Origin of the sequence: Microbacterium sp. M, assembly GCF_045181065.1 — a bacterium.
GTDB lineage: Bacteria > Actinomycetota > Actinomycetes > Actinomycetales > Microbacteriaceae > Microbacterium.
This window is the reverse complement of sequence record NZ_CP173721.1, coordinates 2,900,099-2,914,125: the sequence shown is the minus strand read 5'-3', so window position 1 is coordinate 2,914,125 and position 14,027 is coordinate 2,900,099. Positions and strand designations below refer to the sequence as shown.

The window sequence follows — 14,027 nt, the reverse complement described above, 5'->3', positions numbered from 1 at the left end:
CCGGGCCTTCGTGCATCTCCGGCCAGGGGCCGCCCGTTTCCTGCCAACGTCACCGCGGACGGGCCTCGCGCGTCCGCGCCCCGCCGTAGGGTTGATCAGTGACCACGAAGACCACTCCCCGGACCGAACAGACCACCGGGGTGCTGTACGCCCTCGGGGCCTACCTGCTCTGGGGCGTCCTCCCGCTGTACTTCCTCCTGCTGACGCCGACGGGCCCCTGGGAGATCGTCGCGTGGCGGGTGCTGTTCTCGCTCGTGTTCTGCGTGGTCCTGCTCGCGATCACACGCGGCTGGCAGCGGATCCTGGCCATCGTCCGCCAGCCGCGACTGCTCGGTCTCACCGCCCTCGCCGGTGTGCTCATCTACGTCAACTGGCAGGCGTTCCTCATCGGCACTCTGGACGACAAGGTCGTCGAGACATCACTGGGCTACTTCATCAACCCGATCACCACCGTGCTGCTCGGCGTCTTCATCCTGCACGAGCGGATGCGTCGGCTGCAGTGGGTCGCCGTCGGCATCGCGGCGCTCGCCGTGGTCGTGATCATCGTCGCGTACGGCTCGGTTCCGTGGATCGCGCTCACCCTCACGCTCTCGTTCGGCTTCTACGGGCTCATCAAGAAGAAGATCGGGCCGTCGGTGGATGCCGTCAGCGGACTGACCCTCGAATCCTTCTGGCTCATCCCCATCGCGGTCGTCCAGCTCGTCGCGGTCGGGATGACCACGGGGATCACGATCGGCGGCAACGGGGTCTGGCACACGGTGCTGCTCTGCTTCGCCGGGGTCGCGACGGCGGTCCCCCTGCTGCTGTTCGCATCGGGTGCCAGGCGCATCAACCTCACGGTCATCGGGATGATCCAGTTCATCACTCCGATCATGCAATTCATCATCGGCGTCGCCATCCTGCACGAGCCGATGCCGACCGAGCGCTGGATCGGCTTCCTCCTGGTCTGGGTGGCCGTCGGCGTGTTCGTCGTCGACCTCATCCTCGCGGCGCGACGACACAGGCGCGTCCCGCCGGCGGAGCTGATCTGACCCTGCTCCGCAGCACCGTCATCAACGCGAAACAAGATCGTTAGCGCACCGATACCCGCCGGTGTCTGACCCGGTCATAGGGTTAGAGCACCCGAACGTGGTACCGCCATGTTCGCTGTTGTCGAAGGAGCAATATGAACGGTTTGCAGGGTTCGCGCCCCAAGCTGCTGGCAGGAATCGCACTGCTGGGAGCATCGGCGCTGGTCATCGCGGGTTGCAGCACCACCCCGCCCGCCCCCGAGTCGTCCGAGGCGACGAACGAGCGGCCCGAGAACGTCGATCTGTCGCTGACGCTGGGCTCGCTCCTGCCCGCGACGGGAACGCTGGCCTTCCTCGGCGCTCCCATGGAGGCAGGCGTCCAGCTCGCCGTCGAGCAGATCAACGAGGCGGATGCCGGCATCCAGGTCGAACTGGTCAGCGAAGACGAGGGAGACCTCGACAACAAGGCCTACGAGACCTCGATCACCAACCTCCAGAGCGCCGGAATCACCGCCATGGTCGGTGCCGCGTCCTCGAGCGTGACGAAGCTGATCCTGGACGGCAACGCCGGCGCAGGCATCCTCACCGTCTCGCCGTCGAACACATCGCCGGACTTCTCCGGCATCAACGACCTCTACTTCCGCACGGCGCCGAGCGACCTGCTGCAGGGTGAGGTGCTGGGCAACCAGATCGCCGAGGACGGGCACAAGACGCTCGGCATCATCTACCAGAACGACCCGTACGGCACCGGTCTGTTCGAGGCCATCAAGTCGACGTTCGAGGCCACGGGCGGCGAGGTCGTCGCCGAGGCGTCCTACAACCAGGGCGACGGTCAGTTCAACGCGCAGGTGCAGACGATCTCGGCCGAGAAGCCGGATGCCGTGGCTGTCGTCTCGTACGACCAGTTCGCGACCATCGCGCCGCTGCTGGGCAACGCGGGCGTCGACACCGGTTCGCTGTACCTCGTCGACGGCAATCTCAAGGACTGGCCGGACCTTCCCGTCAGCCTCGAGGGCTCGAAGGGCACCCGTGCCGGCGCCGAACTGCCGGACGACTTCATCGACCAGCTCAACGAGGTCTGGACCGCCGGTGGCAACGAGCCCATCGACGCGCTGACCTACTCGGCTGAGGCGTACGACGCCGCGACGCTCATCGCGCTGTCGGCCCTGTACGCCGTCTCCGTCGAGGGTGCCGACATCGCCGGTGCCATGCGCACGGTGTCCGGTGGCGAGGGCGAGGGCGAGGCGTGCACGAGCTTCGCCGAATGCGCCGAGATCATCAACGCCGGCGGAACGCCCGACTACAACGGCTACTCCGGTGACGTCACGTTCGACGAGAACAACGACCCGGCAGGCGCCGCCATCGGCGTCTACGAGTACGACGCGGAGAACGTGCAGACCCGCCTCAAGTAAGTCGCACACGAAAGGGCTCCGGATGCCTCGGCATCCGGAGCCCTTTCGTGCGCTGGGGAAATGGACTCGGGCCGGGGGAGGGGGCGCGTGTGGTCGCCTCGTGAGTCGGGACGCGACCATACGCGCCACCTCTCTCGGCGGGGCGCGGGCGCTGACCTATGCGGCGTCGGTGCCCAGCGTGCCGAGGTACAGGCCGATGACCTTGGGGTCGTTCAGCAGGTCGCGCCCGGAGCCCTCGTACGCGTCGCGTCCCTGGTCGAGAACGTACCCGCGGTCGCAGATCTGGAGGCAGCGTCGGGCGTTCTGCTCGACCATGATCGTCGTCACGCCGGCCTTGTTGATGTCGGAGACACGGATGAACGCGTCATCCTGACGCACCGGAGAAAGACCGGCGGACGGCTCGTCCAGCAGCAGCACGGCGGGGTCCATCATCAGGGCGCGCGACATCGCGACCATCTGGCGCTCGCCGCCCGACAGCGAGCCGGCACGCTGCTTGAGGCGCTTGCCGAGTTCGGCGAAGATGCCGGTGACGAACTCCAGGCGGGCCGCGAAGATCTTGGGGTTCTGGTAGAGCCCCATCTGCAGGTTCTCCTCGATCGTCAGCGAGGGGAACACGTTGTTCGTCTGCGGGACGAACCCGACGCCGCGGGCGACGAGCTTGTCGGCCTTCAGACCGAGGATGCTCTCGCCGTTGACGGTGACGTCGCCCTGGCGGACCTGCACCATGCCGAAGATCGCCTTCAGCAGCGTCGACTTGCCGGCGCCGTTGGGGCCGATGATGCCGATGAGCTCACCCTTGCGGGCGACGAGATTCGCGCCGTTGAGGATGTTCACGCCCGGGAGGTATCCGGCGTGCACGTCCGTCAGCTCGACGACGACGTCTCGGGTGTCCTCGGTCATGACTTCTCCTCCTGCGCGTCGTCGGACGCGGCGAAATCGGCTTCGAGCTCGGCCTCTGCCTCTGCCTCGATCTGCTCGCGCAGACGCAGGGCGGCAGTCTCCGTCACCACGGGCATGCGCCCGGTGACCGTCCCGAGATCGACATCCTGGTGAGCGCCGAGATAGGCATCCACGACGGCGGGGTCGTCCATCACCTGATCCGGCGGGCCCTCGGCCACCACGCGGCCCTCGGCCATCACGACCACCCAGTCGGCGATGTGGCGGACCATGTGCATGTCGTGCTCGACGAACAGCACGGTCATTCCGAGGTCCTTGAGGCTGAGGATGTGCTCGAGCAGCGACTGGGTCAGCGCCGGGTTGACGCCGGCCATCGGCTCATCGAGCATCACCAGCGTCGGATCGCTCATCAGGGCGCGAGCCATTTCGAGCAGCTTGCGCTGACCACCGGACAGCGATGCTGCGAAGTCCTTCTCCTTGGCATCCAGCTTGAAGCGGGTGAGCAGATCGCGTGCGCGCTTCTCGATCTCCGCCTCCTGGTCACGCCAGAGGAAGGGGAACAGGCTCGCCCAGAATCCCTCGCCGCGCTGATGAGGGGCGCCGAGCTTCATGTTCTCGAGCACCGTCAGCAGCGACAGCGACTTGGTGAGCTGGAACGTGCGCACCTGCCCCATCTGCGCGACCTTGAACGACGGGACGCCGGAGAGATTCTTGCCGTCGAACGACCACGTACCCGAGTTCGGCTTGTCGAACCCGCAGAGCAGGTTGAACAGGGTCGTCTTGCCGGCGCCGTTCGGGCCGATGAGTGCCGTGATCGCTCCACGCGGGATCTCGATGTGGTCCACGTCGACGGCGGTCAGACCGCCGAAGCGGCGCGTCACGCCGTCGGCGACGAGGATCGGGTCGACCTTCGCGACGCCTGGGGCTGCCGGTCCCTTCGCGAGGCCGGTCGTCTTCGCACGCGGCGTGGCCGGCTGCGCGGGATTCGATTCACTTGACAAAGGTCATCTCCCTCTTGTTTCCGAGGATGCCCTGCGGCCGGAAGATCACGATCAGCATCAGCACGACGCCGATCAGGATGTACCGCACCATGTCGGCCTGTGCTGCGGTCATCGGCAGCAGTCCCGCGTCCGCCATCGCCGGAAGCAGGCTTCCGAGGAAGGCGAAGACGACCCAGAACAGCACAGCGCCGAGCGTCGGGCCGAGCACGGTCGCCGCTCCGCCGAGGAGCAGGATGGTCCACAGGAAGAACGTCAGCGACGTCGAGTAGCTGCCGGGGATCACAGCCGACGGCAGCACGAACACGATGCCGCCGAGGGCACCGAGGACGCCGCCGACGACGAGCGCCTGCATCTTGTACGCGAACACGTTCTTGCCGAGCGAGCGCACGGCGTCCTCGTCCTCGCGGATGCCCTTGACCACGCGCCCCCACGGGCTGCGCATGAGCGCCCAGACGAGCAGCACCGCGATCGCGAGCATGATGAGCCCGAACACGCGCACCCACAGGTCGTTCGCGTTGTAGGTCCACGGGCCGAAGCCGTACGTCCCCGGCGGGAACGGGTTGATATCGCGGAAGCTCTGGTGATAGCCGGACAGTCCGCCCGCCGAGTTGGTCCAGCCCTTGAACAGCTCGGTGAGGAACAGGAGGCGCACGACCTCGGCCGCCGCGATCGTCGCGATGGCGAGGTAGTCGGCGCGCAGACGGAGCGTCGGGATGCCGAGGATGAGGGCGAAACCCGCACCGGCGATGAGCCCGATCAGCATGCCGATCCACCACGGCACGCCGAAGGTGAGGATCGAGATCGCGTAGCCGTAGCCGCCGACCGCCATGAAGGCCGCCATACCGAAGTTCAGCAGGCCGGTGTAGCCGAAGTGGACCGCCAGGCCGGTCGCCGCGAGCGCGTACGCCATCGTGGTGGGGCTGAACAGATAGGCAGCGGTGTTGCCGAAGATGTTGCCGAAGTCCATGCGTCAGCCCAACCTTTCCTTGCGGCCGAGCAGGCCCTGAGGCCGTACCAGCAGGATCACGATCAGCGCGACCAGCGCGGTGGCGTACTTCAGGTCGCTCGGGACGCCGAGCAGCGTCGACACCTCGACGGCCAGACCCACGATGATCGAGCCGATGAGCGCGCCGATGGCGGATCCGAGTCCGCCGAGCGTGATGGCGCAGAAGATGAGCAGCAGCATCTGCATGCCCATGTCCCACTTCACACCGGGCCGGAAGTACGCCCACAGGATGCCCGAGATCGCGGCCAGGACGCCCGCGAGGATCCACACGATGCGGATCACCTTGTCGACGTCGATGCCGGATGCCGCGGCCAGCTGCGGGTTGTCCGAGATCGCTCGGGTGGCCTTTCCGACCCTGGTGCGGGTCAGGAAGAACGCGACTCCGAGGATGACGAGCAGGCTCACGCCCATCCCGATCATGTCGATGTACGACAGCGAGATGGGGCCGAGCTTGATCGGCGTGGGGCTCGAACCGGGCAGCTGGTAGGTGCCGCCGCCGATCATGTACTGCAGCGCGTAGCGCAGAGCCAGCGAGAGGCCGATGCTCACGATCATGAGCTGCACGACGCCGAGGCCTCGTCGTCTGAGGGGGCGCCAGAGCCCGGCATCCAATCCCCAGCCGAGCAATCCGCCGCCGATGACGGCGGCGATGATGCCCAGCCACATCGGCAGCTGCCAGAACGAGGTGACCAGCAGCGCGACGACCGCGCCCCAGGTCACCATCTCGCCGTGTGCGAAGTTCGACAGCTTCGTCGTCCCGTAGATGAGCGCCGCGCCCATGGAGGCGAGCCCGAGCAGCAGACCGAAGTTCAGACCGCCGACAGTCCGGGACAGCAGCTGGTCGACGAACGAGGTGGTCTCCCGCACACCCTCGCCGAGGAATAGGTTGACGATCTTCGTTCCGGTGAGTCCGAACTCGACCTCGAACGACGCCGTGGTTCCGGAGATCGGCTGCATGCCCTCGGGCAGCTGCGCCGCGTCGACGATCACGCCGTCGGGGAGAGTGTCCTCGTCGACGGTCAGCACGTACGTCGCGGCCTCGGGGACGTAGAGGCGCCACCGGCCCTCGGCATCCGTCTCGGTCTCCGCTTCGAAGCCGTCGCCCTCCACCGACATGGTGACGTCGGCGACGGGCTCGTCGTCGAAGGTGATGACACCGGCGAGATAGAAGTCGGTGACCTCCTGCCCGTCGTCGGTCTCCTCCGCGGATGCCGAAGAAACGGCAGAGGCGGGCGACGGCGGTTGGAGGGCCAGGAAGGCGAAAGCGAGAAGCGTCCCGACCAGGGCGATCGCCCATCGGATTCCGCTCCGCTTCGCCGAGATCGTCGGACTCACAGAACCTCCCGTCCAGTACACAGGCCAAGACGGAGTTGTGCATCGGCCCTGATGTACGACGGTATGAGCGTAGTGTGTCGATTCTGTTTCGGCCAATGCACGATCTGCTCACGATCTGCGTTCGCGCGCGGGAATAGCACGTGCGCCTGCGGCGCTTAGAATTGGTACACCCGCGCAGCGCCCCGCCACCCCCAGGAGGATCATCCATGGACCAGCATGACCCGTTCGGTTTCGTCGGCCTCACTTACGACGACGTGCTGCTCCTGCCGGGGCACACCGACGTCATCCCGAGCGAGGCGGACACCTCGTCGCGCATCTCGCGCCGCATCTCGGTCGCGACCCCGCTGCTCTCGAGCGCCATGGACACCGTCACCGAGTCGCGCATGGCGATCGCGATGGCGCGGGAGGGCGGCATCGGCATCCTGCACCGCAATCTGTCCATCGCCGATCAGGCCGCGCACGTCGACCGCGTCAAGCGCAGCGAGTCGGGCATGATCACCGACCCGATCACGACGACGCCCGATGCGACCGTCGAAGAGGTCGACGCGCTGTGCGCGAAGTACCGCATCTCGGGTCTTCCGGTGGTCGACCCCGACGGCAAGCTCGTCGGCATCATCACGAACCGCGACATGCGCTTCGTCTCCGGCTTCGAGCGCCAGACCACGTTCGTGAAGGACGTCATGACCAGCGAGGGGCTCGTCACCGCCCCGGTCGGCGTGGCCGCAGGCGAGGTCATCGCTCTGTTCGCGAAGCACCGCGTCGAGAAGCTGCCGCTCATCGACGAGAATGGCAAGCTCGCGGGCCTCATCACGATCAAGGACTTCGACAAGAGCGAGAAGTACCCGCTCGCCACCAAGGACGAGCAGGGGCGTCTGCGCGTCGGCGCGGCGATGGGCTTCTTCGGCGACGCATGGGAGCGCGCCGAGGCGCTGCGGGATGCCGGGGTCGACGTGCTCGTGGTCGACACGGCCAACGGGCAGTCGCAGGGCGTCATCGACCTGATCCGCCGCCTCAAGGCCGACCCGACCTTCGAGCATATCGACATCATCGGCGGCAACGTCGCGACCCGCGAAGGCGCCCAGGCGCTGGTGGACGCCGGAGCCGACGCCGTCAAGGTCGGCGTCGGACCCGGATCGATCTGCACGACCCGCGTCGTCGCCGGGGTCGGCGTCCCGCAGGTCACGGCGGTCTACGAGGCGTCGCTGGCGGCGCGCCCCGCCGGGATCCCGGTGATCGCGGACGGCGGTCTGCAGTACTCGGGCGACATCGCGAAGGCGCTCGTCGCCGGTGCGGATGCCGTCATGCTCGGTTCGCTCCTCGCCGGCACCGACGAGTCGCCGGGTGAGATCGTCTTCCAGAGCGGCAAGCAGTTCAAGCAGTACCGCGGAATGGGCTCCCTGGGTGCCATGCAGACCCGCGGCAAGCAGACCTCTTACTCCAAGGACCGCTACTTCCAGGCCGATGTCCCGAGTGACGACAAGCTGATCCCCGAGGGCATCGAGGGTCAGGTCCCGTACCGCGGCCCGGTGTCGGCTGTGGCGTATCAGCTCATCGGGGGCCTGCGTCAGTCGATGTTCTACGTCGGCGCGCGCACGATCGAGGAGCTCAAGACGCGCGGCAAGTTCGTCCGCATCACGGCTGCCGGACTCAAGGAGTCGCACCCGCACGACGTGCAGATCGTCGTCGAGGCGCCGAACTACAAGAAGTAGACGGTATGACGAGGGGGACGGATGCCGCGGCATCCGTCCCCCTCGTCGTATGAGATCGCCTCTTCCCCGCGTCGGGGGTGCGGCGTAGCGTGCCGGTATGTGCCGAAACATCCACACCCTCCACAATTTCGAACCGGCCGCGAGCTCTGACGAAGTGCAGGCGGCGGCGCTGCAGTACGTGCGCAAGATCGCCGGGACGACGAAGCCGTCCAAGGCGAACCAGGAAGCGTTCGACCGTGCCGTCGCCGAGGTCGCGCACATCACGCAGCATCTGCTCGACGACCTCGTCGCCACGACTCCGCCGAAGAACCGCGAAGAGGAGGCCGAGAAGAAGCGCGCCCGCGCGATCGCGTCGGGGCGATACGCCGCTTGACGGTCGCGGGCACCGTCGGCGACCGTCAAGCGGCGAGCCTCAGTTGATGATCGCCACCGCGGCGAAGGCCGCCAGTCCGACCAGACCTGCGCCGGTGATCGCCTGCACCCGGCGGTCCACCAGGCACATCGCCGACAGGAACCCCGGCATCGTGCCTCCTGCGCGGGTGTGCACGATCGCCGCCAGGCTCGGCAGGCAGCGTCCCAGAGAGACGAGCGTGAACAGCGCCGCGCCGAGCAGCGGATTCCCCGCGAGCATCAGGCCCAGGACCAGGAGATAGTAGGCGCTGGAGCGGATGAAGATCACGAACCCCGGGCCGATCATCATGCCGAACAGGAAGGAGACCTTCCACGGCTCCATGGTGCGGCGAAGCCGCCGGGGAAGCTGCCGGCGGCGCATCGGCGTCGGCATGCGCAGCATCCCGAGCTCGTGCAGGCCATAGAGCGCGGCCACCAGAGCCCAGATGCCGAGCGCGATCCCGATGTTCAGGAACCCGCCCACCAGCATCCCGATCCCCCCGATCAACGCTCCTGTCGGCGCTCCGGTGAGGACGGAACCGAGCGCGTGCCATCCGAGCCGACGGGCCGGAGTGGATGAGCCCTTGCGTCCTGGCTGCTTGGGCGCGGCGACCACGCCCGCGACGGACATGCCGCAGGTCGACCAGTTGGCTGCGATCGCGGTCAGCGCACCGGCACCGACGATGGATGCCGTCATCGCGAGACCGTTCGCAGGGGCCAGCGCGACAGCAGCACCGATGCCCGCAGCCGCAGCCGCCAAGGGCAGGAGCAGGCGGGCGCGGCGGGACACGGCTTCGGCGACCGTGGGGCGCAGTTGCGGCGCATCGTCGGAAAGCGGGGAATGGGCGAGGGAGTCGCGCAGCGGAGCGTCGATGGTGGTCATGGTTCCTCCAATGGTGATCGGTTACTCCGAGACCGTGACGGTCCCGGTCATATACGGATGGATGGAGCAGGCGTAAGGGTGCGTTCCCGCATCGGCGAACGTCACGCTGAACGTCCCTTCGCCGACGATCGTGCTGTCGAACGAGTGGTCGGTCGCTTCGACGTGATGGAACATGCCGCCGTCGTCGAACGTCCAGCGCACCGTGTCGCCGACCGAGACTGCCACCTCGCTCGGCGTGAACTGCAGGTCGCTGACTTCCACGTCGACGGTGCGCGGTGCTGACTGCGCTGCGCCGGACGAGCATCCGGTCGCGAGCGATCCGGTCGCGAGCACCGCCGACGCGACGAGCAGCATGGTCCGGCGCCCGGTCATTCCTCGACGATGACGGTGCCGACCATCATCGGATGCGGCGTGCACGAGTAGGTGTAGGTGCCTGTCTCATCGAAGGTGTACGTGTACTCACCCTCGGTGAGGAGTTCGCTCTGCAAGACGCCTTCCAGTTCGCCCTCTCCGGACACGTCGTGCGGCATGCCGCCGTCGTCGAAGACCCACTCGACGGTGTCGCCGGGATGGATCGTGACCTCCGCCGGCTGATACGACATGTCCTTCACGGTGATCGTCACCACGTTTCCTGCGGCGGACGCTGCCGGGTCGGTCCCTGTGCTGCAGCCGGTGAGCAGCGCGGCCAGCATCAGGCCTGTCGCCAGTGCGGCACCGGCAAGGCGGGTTCGGGTGGTCATCGGTGTGCTCCTCTCATCGGATGTACCGCAGGTTCGCGGTCATCCCGGCTTCGAAGTGATAGGCGTTGTGGCAGTGGAACATCCACTCGCCGGGGTTGTCGGCGTCGAACTCGATCGTCAGCTCCTGTCCGGGCAGGACGTTGACGGTATCCCGGCGCAGCCCTCCGTACGAGGGGACGGCGAACGTGTGGCCGTGCGTGTGCATCGGATGCCACATCGGCGTGGTGTTCGTCATCGTGATCCGCACACGCTCGCCCTGCTTCATCACCAGCTCGCCGGCATCGCCGACCATGCCCCACGCATAGCGTTCGCCGGCGACGATGAGCTCGACGCGGTAGTCGCGATCGGGCTCGCGGACGTCGAGGACTGTGCTCTGCGCCGGACGCAGTTCGCTTTCCAGAACGAGCCGTCGGTCGTGCTCGGGGAGCCGGGCCGGAAGCGGTCCGGCGGAGACCGAAGCATCAGCCGTGCGGAGCACCGTGGCGGCATGGCCTTCGCGCCCCTCGACCGCGGCGACCACAGGCCACGCACCGGACGACACGGTGATCAGGACGTCGACCCGCTGCGCCATCCCGATGATGACGGCGTCGGCGGTGGCGGGCTCCGTGTCGAACCCGTCCACGGCGATCACGGTCAGCTCGTGGCCGGCGACCGCGAACCGGTACGGCGTCTCAGCCGCCGCGTTGATGATGCGCAGCCGCAGCCGCTGGCCGGCGAGCGCTTCGATGGTCTCAGGGTCGGCCGGTGGTCGCCCGTTGATCAGATGCATCGGATAAGCGATGTGCTGGGTCATCCCGCCCAGCGCCTCGGAGTCGCCGTGACCGTGATCGATGAGCTCCTGCGCTGTTGCGTACTCTTCGTCCGACGCGGTCGCTGAGACGCCCGTCGGCGGGGGAGTCGTCCCGTCGCCGTGATGACCATGCGCTCCGGCGAGCGCCGGGTTGAGCGCGAGGAGCACGGCGTCCGGAGTCGTGCCGAGCCCATCGAGCCAGTCATCCAGCACGAGCACCGCGTCAGCGTCCGCGCCGGTGGCATCGTCGGGGTCTTCCACGATGAGCGCGCCGAACAGCCCGCGGTCGGCTTGAAGGCCGCTGTGCGAGTGATACCAGTGCGTGCCGGGGTCGGGCACGATGAAGTCGTACGCGTGCTCCCCACCGTTCGCGGCGATGGGGCGCTGCGTCGTCGGCGCCGCACCGTCCATGTCGTTCCGGATCCGGATGCCGTGCCAGTGGAGCGTGGTATCCGCGGGCAGTCCGTTCGTCACGGCGACCTGCATGCGGTCGCCGCGCCCGACCCGCAGCTCCGGGGCGACCGCCTTGCCGCCGTACGCCCACGTCATGACCTTCGTGCCCGCGAGGTCGACGACGGCGGGAGCGGCCGCCAGGGAGAACGCGGCGATCCGGCCGGAGGCGGCACGAACCTGCTCCGCACGCGCCACCTCCGGGTCGGTCGGCATGATGTAGTCGTACCCGGGTCCGGTCTGCGAGGCCTCCGGTCGGGCGGCCACCGCGCAGCCGGCGAACCCGAGCATGCCCGCCCCGACCAGGCCGGCACTCGCGACGCCGAGGCGGAGGAACGCCCGACGAGAAGTCTCGGCGTGCAGGGCGGACCCGGGGCGGTTCATCCGATCACCTGCGGGGTGAGCAGACGCGATGGAGAGTCGGTGAAGTTCTCGATGACAGCCCTGGACGTCTCCGCACCGGTGTGCGCGTCGTAGCCGACGATCGTGAGCGTCTCGTCCGCGCCGGATCCGACGACGTACAGCGTCTTGCCGTCGACCGAGTACCCGAAGGCATCGAGCGAGGTCAGGCCCATCCCCGCCAGCTCGAGCGTCGCCAGTGTGGTGAAGTCGGCGGGGTCGGACAGGATCAGCTTCACCTCGTCGCCGGCGTCGACGGAGTGCGGGTGGATCGCCGAGTCGGTGTAGCTGATCACCATGCTCGTCGCCGGATTGTTGATGAAGGACTGCGCGAACCTCCCGGAGCCCTGCCCTGCGTTGCCGATCGGCGCGACCGGGTCCGAGGGCAATCCGTCCGAGAGGTCGAACACGAAGACGTCGCCGTTTGCCGAGACGAGGAGCGACTGCCCGGCATCGAAGGACTGGCTCGCATGTCTGTTGCTGACGAAGTCGTCGGGAAGCACCTCAGCGCGTCCGGCATCCTCGATCATTCCGTCCTTGCCGATCGAGAGCTGGATGATCTGCCGTTCTTCCTCGCATACGGAGTAGATGTCGTGACCGACCGCCCAGGTGAACGGGCCGCAGCCGAGCAGCTGCAGGGCGCCGGTCTCCTCGCCCTTCTCGACGTCGTAGACCCGGATGCCGTAGAGAGCGTCGTCCCAGAATGCGAAGTACCGACCATCGTCGGTGACGACGCTCGACCCCCAGCGGGAATGCGCACGGGTGTAGTCCGCCATCTCGATCTCGTCCGGTTCGAGGAGGTTCCCCGAGTAGGTGGAGATCGTGAAGTCCGCGGCGCCCCGCGTGCCACGCGGACGCCATACCTCCTGGGCGAGAACGGCCGGGTCCTCGGGGTCGGATCCGACGAACGGATGGATCACCGCGTCCCAGATGCCGGGTCCGGTGGCGAACTTGGCGGTCGCCTCGCCGGTTGCCGGGTCGATGACCTGCGAGGAGACCTCGAGGTTCCAGGTCTCGCCGACCAGGAGGACCTCGTCGGCGCCGATGGGGTCGATGGAACCGACGTGCAACGGCTGCGGGATTTCGTCGGCATCCGGAATCTCCTCGTCCGACGACCCCAGAGTGGTGTCCTCATCAGCGGGGGTCCATGGCTGGTCGGGCAACTCGACGAAGCCTTCAGGGGTTTCGGCAGGGGCGGCGTCGGCGGTGCAGCCGGCGAGCGCGAGGGCTGCGACCATGAACGATGCCGCGCGCAGGTTCCTTCTCCGCGGCGACGTCACGATCCTGCCCCCACCTTGGGACGCGCGGCGGGCCGCACCTGGCAGTCCGTGCCGATGATCGGCGCCATGGTGCAGGTGTACGACTGCGACTCGTCGGAGACGCACCAGATGATCTCCTGGTCGAAGGACCCAGACACGGGGTTGTACATGATGGCTTGGTTGTCGGGCTGTCCGCAGAACGTGTTCGAGCATCCGCTCGCCCCGCAGCAGTCGTAGTACGCGATCAGATAGGTCTTGTCGTCGTCCGGATTCGTGCAGCAGCCGACCCAGAACTCGGCGCCGGGCTTGGACCCGGGAGAACACGTCGTCATACCGCCACCCGCGCAGGATGTGCACGGTGTGCCGTCCATGTTGCACCAGCGCCAGTACTCGCAGGTCGAGGAGTCGCCGGTCTGATCGAACGCGGGGAACAGCTCGTCGTCCGGCAGCGCGGCCGGGTGGCCGGCGGGACCGGCTGAAGCCGGCTCGGCGTTCGTGGCGCCCAGCGCGCGGCTCACCGGGAGCGCCCCGATCACCGCGACGCCGGCGGCGCCGATGCCCACTCGTCCGAGGGTTCCGAGCATCGATCGCCGGCTGGTCGTCTCGCTCAGGTGCCGTCCGAGACGGCTGATCCAGCTGCCACCCCGGCCGGCCATCCAGTCGGCCTGCTCCTGCATGGCCGACTCGTCGATCGGGTATTGGTTCTCGGTCATGAGGTCGGTCTCCTTTCTGTCGTCCTGTCGGCG

14 protein-coding genes are annotated in these 14,027 nt (G+C 67.6%); 4 read left to right on the top strand and 10 right to left on the bottom strand.

The genetic code is table 11. The annotated features are described in order from the left end of the window. Positions 1-98 precede the first annotated feature (98 nt). Both rarD and ACI7YT_RS14370 read left to right on the top strand, forming a co-directional pair. A complete protein-coding gene (rarD, locus tag ACI7YT_RS14375; RefSeq protein ID WP_406246323.1) occupies positions 99-1,031 on the top strand; it encodes an EamA family transporter RarD in 933 nt (310 codons plus the stop codon). Positions 1,032-1,165: 134 nt separating this feature from the next. Further along, positions 1,166-2,422, top strand: coding sequence for an ABC transporter substrate-binding protein (locus tag ACI7YT_RS14370; RefSeq protein WP_406246321.1), 1,257 nt, complete (start codon positions 1,166-1,168; stop codon positions 2,420-2,422). A 156-nt stretch (positions 2,423-2,578) separates the two neighbouring features. Here ACI7YT_RS14370 and ACI7YT_RS14365 read toward each other — a convergent pair whose 3' ends face one another. From ACI7YT_RS14365 to ACI7YT_RS14350, 4 genes are read right to left on the bottom strand one after another with little or no spacing between them, the layout of a single operon-like run. After that, positions 2,579-3,322 (bottom strand): ABC transporter ATP-binding protein, encoded by a 744-nt coding sequence (locus ACI7YT_RS14365; protein WP_406246320.1) that lies wholly within the window; start codon positions 3,320-3,322, stop codon positions 2,579-2,581. Next, positions 3,319-4,320, bottom strand: a complete 1,002-nt coding sequence (locus tag ACI7YT_RS14360; RefSeq protein ID WP_406246318.1) for an ABC transporter ATP-binding protein — start codon at positions 4,318-4,320, stop codon at positions 3,319-3,321. The genes ACI7YT_RS14365 and ACI7YT_RS14360 overlap by 4 nt, the downstream gene beginning before the upstream one ends. Next, on the bottom strand, positions 4,310-5,287 hold the full coding sequence (locus ACI7YT_RS14355; RefSeq protein WP_406246316.1) for a branched-chain amino acid ABC transporter permease: 978 nt from the start codon (positions 5,285-5,287) through the stop codon (positions 4,310-4,312). Before ACI7YT_RS14355 ends, ACI7YT_RS14360 begins: the two co-directional genes overlap by 11 nt. 3 nt (positions 5,288-5,290) lie before the next feature. Further along, on the bottom strand, positions 5,291-6,661 hold the full coding sequence (locus ACI7YT_RS14350; protein ID WP_406246315.1) for a branched-chain amino acid ABC transporter permease: 1,371 nt from the start codon (positions 6,659-6,661) through the stop codon (positions 5,291-5,293). Positions 6,662-6,867: 206 nt separating this feature from the next. Between ACI7YT_RS14350 and guaB the strand changes: the two genes are divergently transcribed. Both guaB and ACI7YT_RS14340 read left to right on the top strand, forming a co-directional pair. Then, the gene (guaB, locus tag ACI7YT_RS14345) at positions 6,868-8,370 is read left to right on the top strand and encodes an IMP dehydrogenase (RefSeq protein WP_406246313.1); all 1,503 of its coding nucleotides are present in this window, start codon (positions 6,868-6,870) and stop codon (positions 8,368-8,370) included. A gap of 97 nt (positions 8,371-8,467) precedes the next feature. Continuing rightward, positions 8,468-8,743 (top strand): DUF2277 domain-containing protein, encoded by a 276-nt coding sequence (locus ACI7YT_RS14340; protein WP_406246311.1) that lies wholly within the window; start codon positions 8,468-8,470, stop codon positions 8,741-8,743. A gap of 39 nt (positions 8,744-8,782) precedes the next feature. Here the strand turns inward: ACI7YT_RS14340 and ACI7YT_RS14335 are convergent, their stop codons facing one another. Genes ACI7YT_RS14335 through ACI7YT_RS14310 form a run of 6 tightly spaced genes read right to left on the bottom strand, consistent with a single transcriptional unit; the run spans position 8,783 to position 13,994 of the window. Beyond that, on the bottom strand, positions 8,783-9,643 hold the full coding sequence (locus ACI7YT_RS14335; RefSeq protein ID WP_406246309.1) for a hypothetical protein: 861 nt from the start codon (positions 9,641-9,643) through the stop codon (positions 8,783-8,785). 21 nt (positions 9,644-9,664) lie between these two features. Next, on the bottom strand, positions 9,665-10,015 hold the full coding sequence (locus ACI7YT_RS14330; protein WP_406246307.1) for a cupredoxin domain-containing protein: 351 nt from the start codon (positions 10,013-10,015) through the stop codon (positions 9,665-9,667). Then, positions 10,012-10,383 (bottom strand): plastocyanin/azurin family copper-binding protein, encoded by a 372-nt coding sequence (locus tag ACI7YT_RS14325; RefSeq protein ID WP_406246305.1) that lies wholly within the window; start codon positions 10,381-10,383, stop codon positions 10,012-10,014. Before ACI7YT_RS14325 ends, ACI7YT_RS14330 begins: the two co-directional genes overlap by 4 nt. A 13-nt stretch (positions 10,384-10,396) precedes the next feature. Continuing rightward, positions 10,397-12,007, bottom strand: a complete 1,611-nt coding sequence (locus ACI7YT_RS14320) for a multicopper oxidase family protein (protein ID WP_406246303.1) — start codon at positions 12,005-12,007, stop codon at positions 10,397-10,399. Continuing rightward, entirely contained in the window at positions 12,004-13,302 is a 1,299-nt protein-coding gene (locus ACI7YT_RS14315; RefSeq protein ID WP_406246302.1) for a hypothetical protein, read from the bottom strand. The genes ACI7YT_RS14320 and ACI7YT_RS14315 overlap by 4 nt, the downstream gene beginning before the upstream one ends. Beyond that, positions 13,299-13,994 carry a methylamine dehydrogenase light chain gene (locus ACI7YT_RS14310; RefSeq protein ID WP_406246300.1) on the bottom strand — a complete coding sequence of 232 codons (696 nt, stop codon included), beginning with the start codon at positions 13,992-13,994 and terminating at the stop codon, positions 13,299-13,301. Before ACI7YT_RS14310 ends, ACI7YT_RS14315 begins: the two co-directional genes overlap by 4 nt. Positions 13,995-14,027 lie beyond the last annotated feature (33 nt).

Bases quoted from the DNA above. Each gene is read 5' to 3' on its own strand.
- ACI7YT_RS14370 (WP_406246321.1), top strand. From the start codon at position 1,166: ATGAACGGTTTGCAGGGTTCGCGCCCCAAGCTGCTGGCAGGAATCGCA.
- ACI7YT_RS14365 (WP_406246320.1), bottom strand. From the start codon at position 3,322: ATGACCGAGGACACCCGAGACGTCGTCGTCGAGCTGACGGACGTGCAC.
- ACI7YT_RS14355 (WP_406246316.1), bottom strand. From the start codon at position 5,287: ATGGACTTCGGCAACATCTTCGGCAACACCGCTGCCTATCTGTTCAGC.
- guaB (WP_406246313.1), top strand. From the start codon at position 6,868: ATGGACCAGCATGACCCGTTCGGTTTCGTCGGCCTCACTTACGACGAC.
- ACI7YT_RS14340 (WP_406246311.1), top strand. From the start codon at position 8,468: ATGTGCCGAAACATCCACACCCTCCACAATTTCGAACCGGCCGCGAGC.
- ACI7YT_RS14335 (WP_406246309.1), bottom strand. From the start codon at position 9,643: ATGACCACCATCGACGCTCCGCTGCGCGACTCCCTCGCCCATTCCCCG.
- ACI7YT_RS14330 (WP_406246307.1), bottom strand. From the start codon at position 10,015: ATGACCGGGCGCCGGACCATGCTGCTCGTCGCGTCGGCGGTGCTCGCG.
- ACI7YT_RS14325 (WP_406246305.1), bottom strand. From the start codon at position 10,383: ATGACCACCCGAACCCGCCTTGCCGGTGCCGCACTGGCGACAGGCCTG.
- ACI7YT_RS14320 (WP_406246303.1), bottom strand. From the start codon at position 12,007: ATGAACCGCCCCGGGTCCGCCCTGCACGCCGAGACTTCTCGTCGGGCG.
- ACI7YT_RS14310 (WP_406246300.1), bottom strand. From the start codon at position 13,994: ATGACCGAGAACCAATACCCGATCGACGAGTCGGCCATGCAGGAGCAG.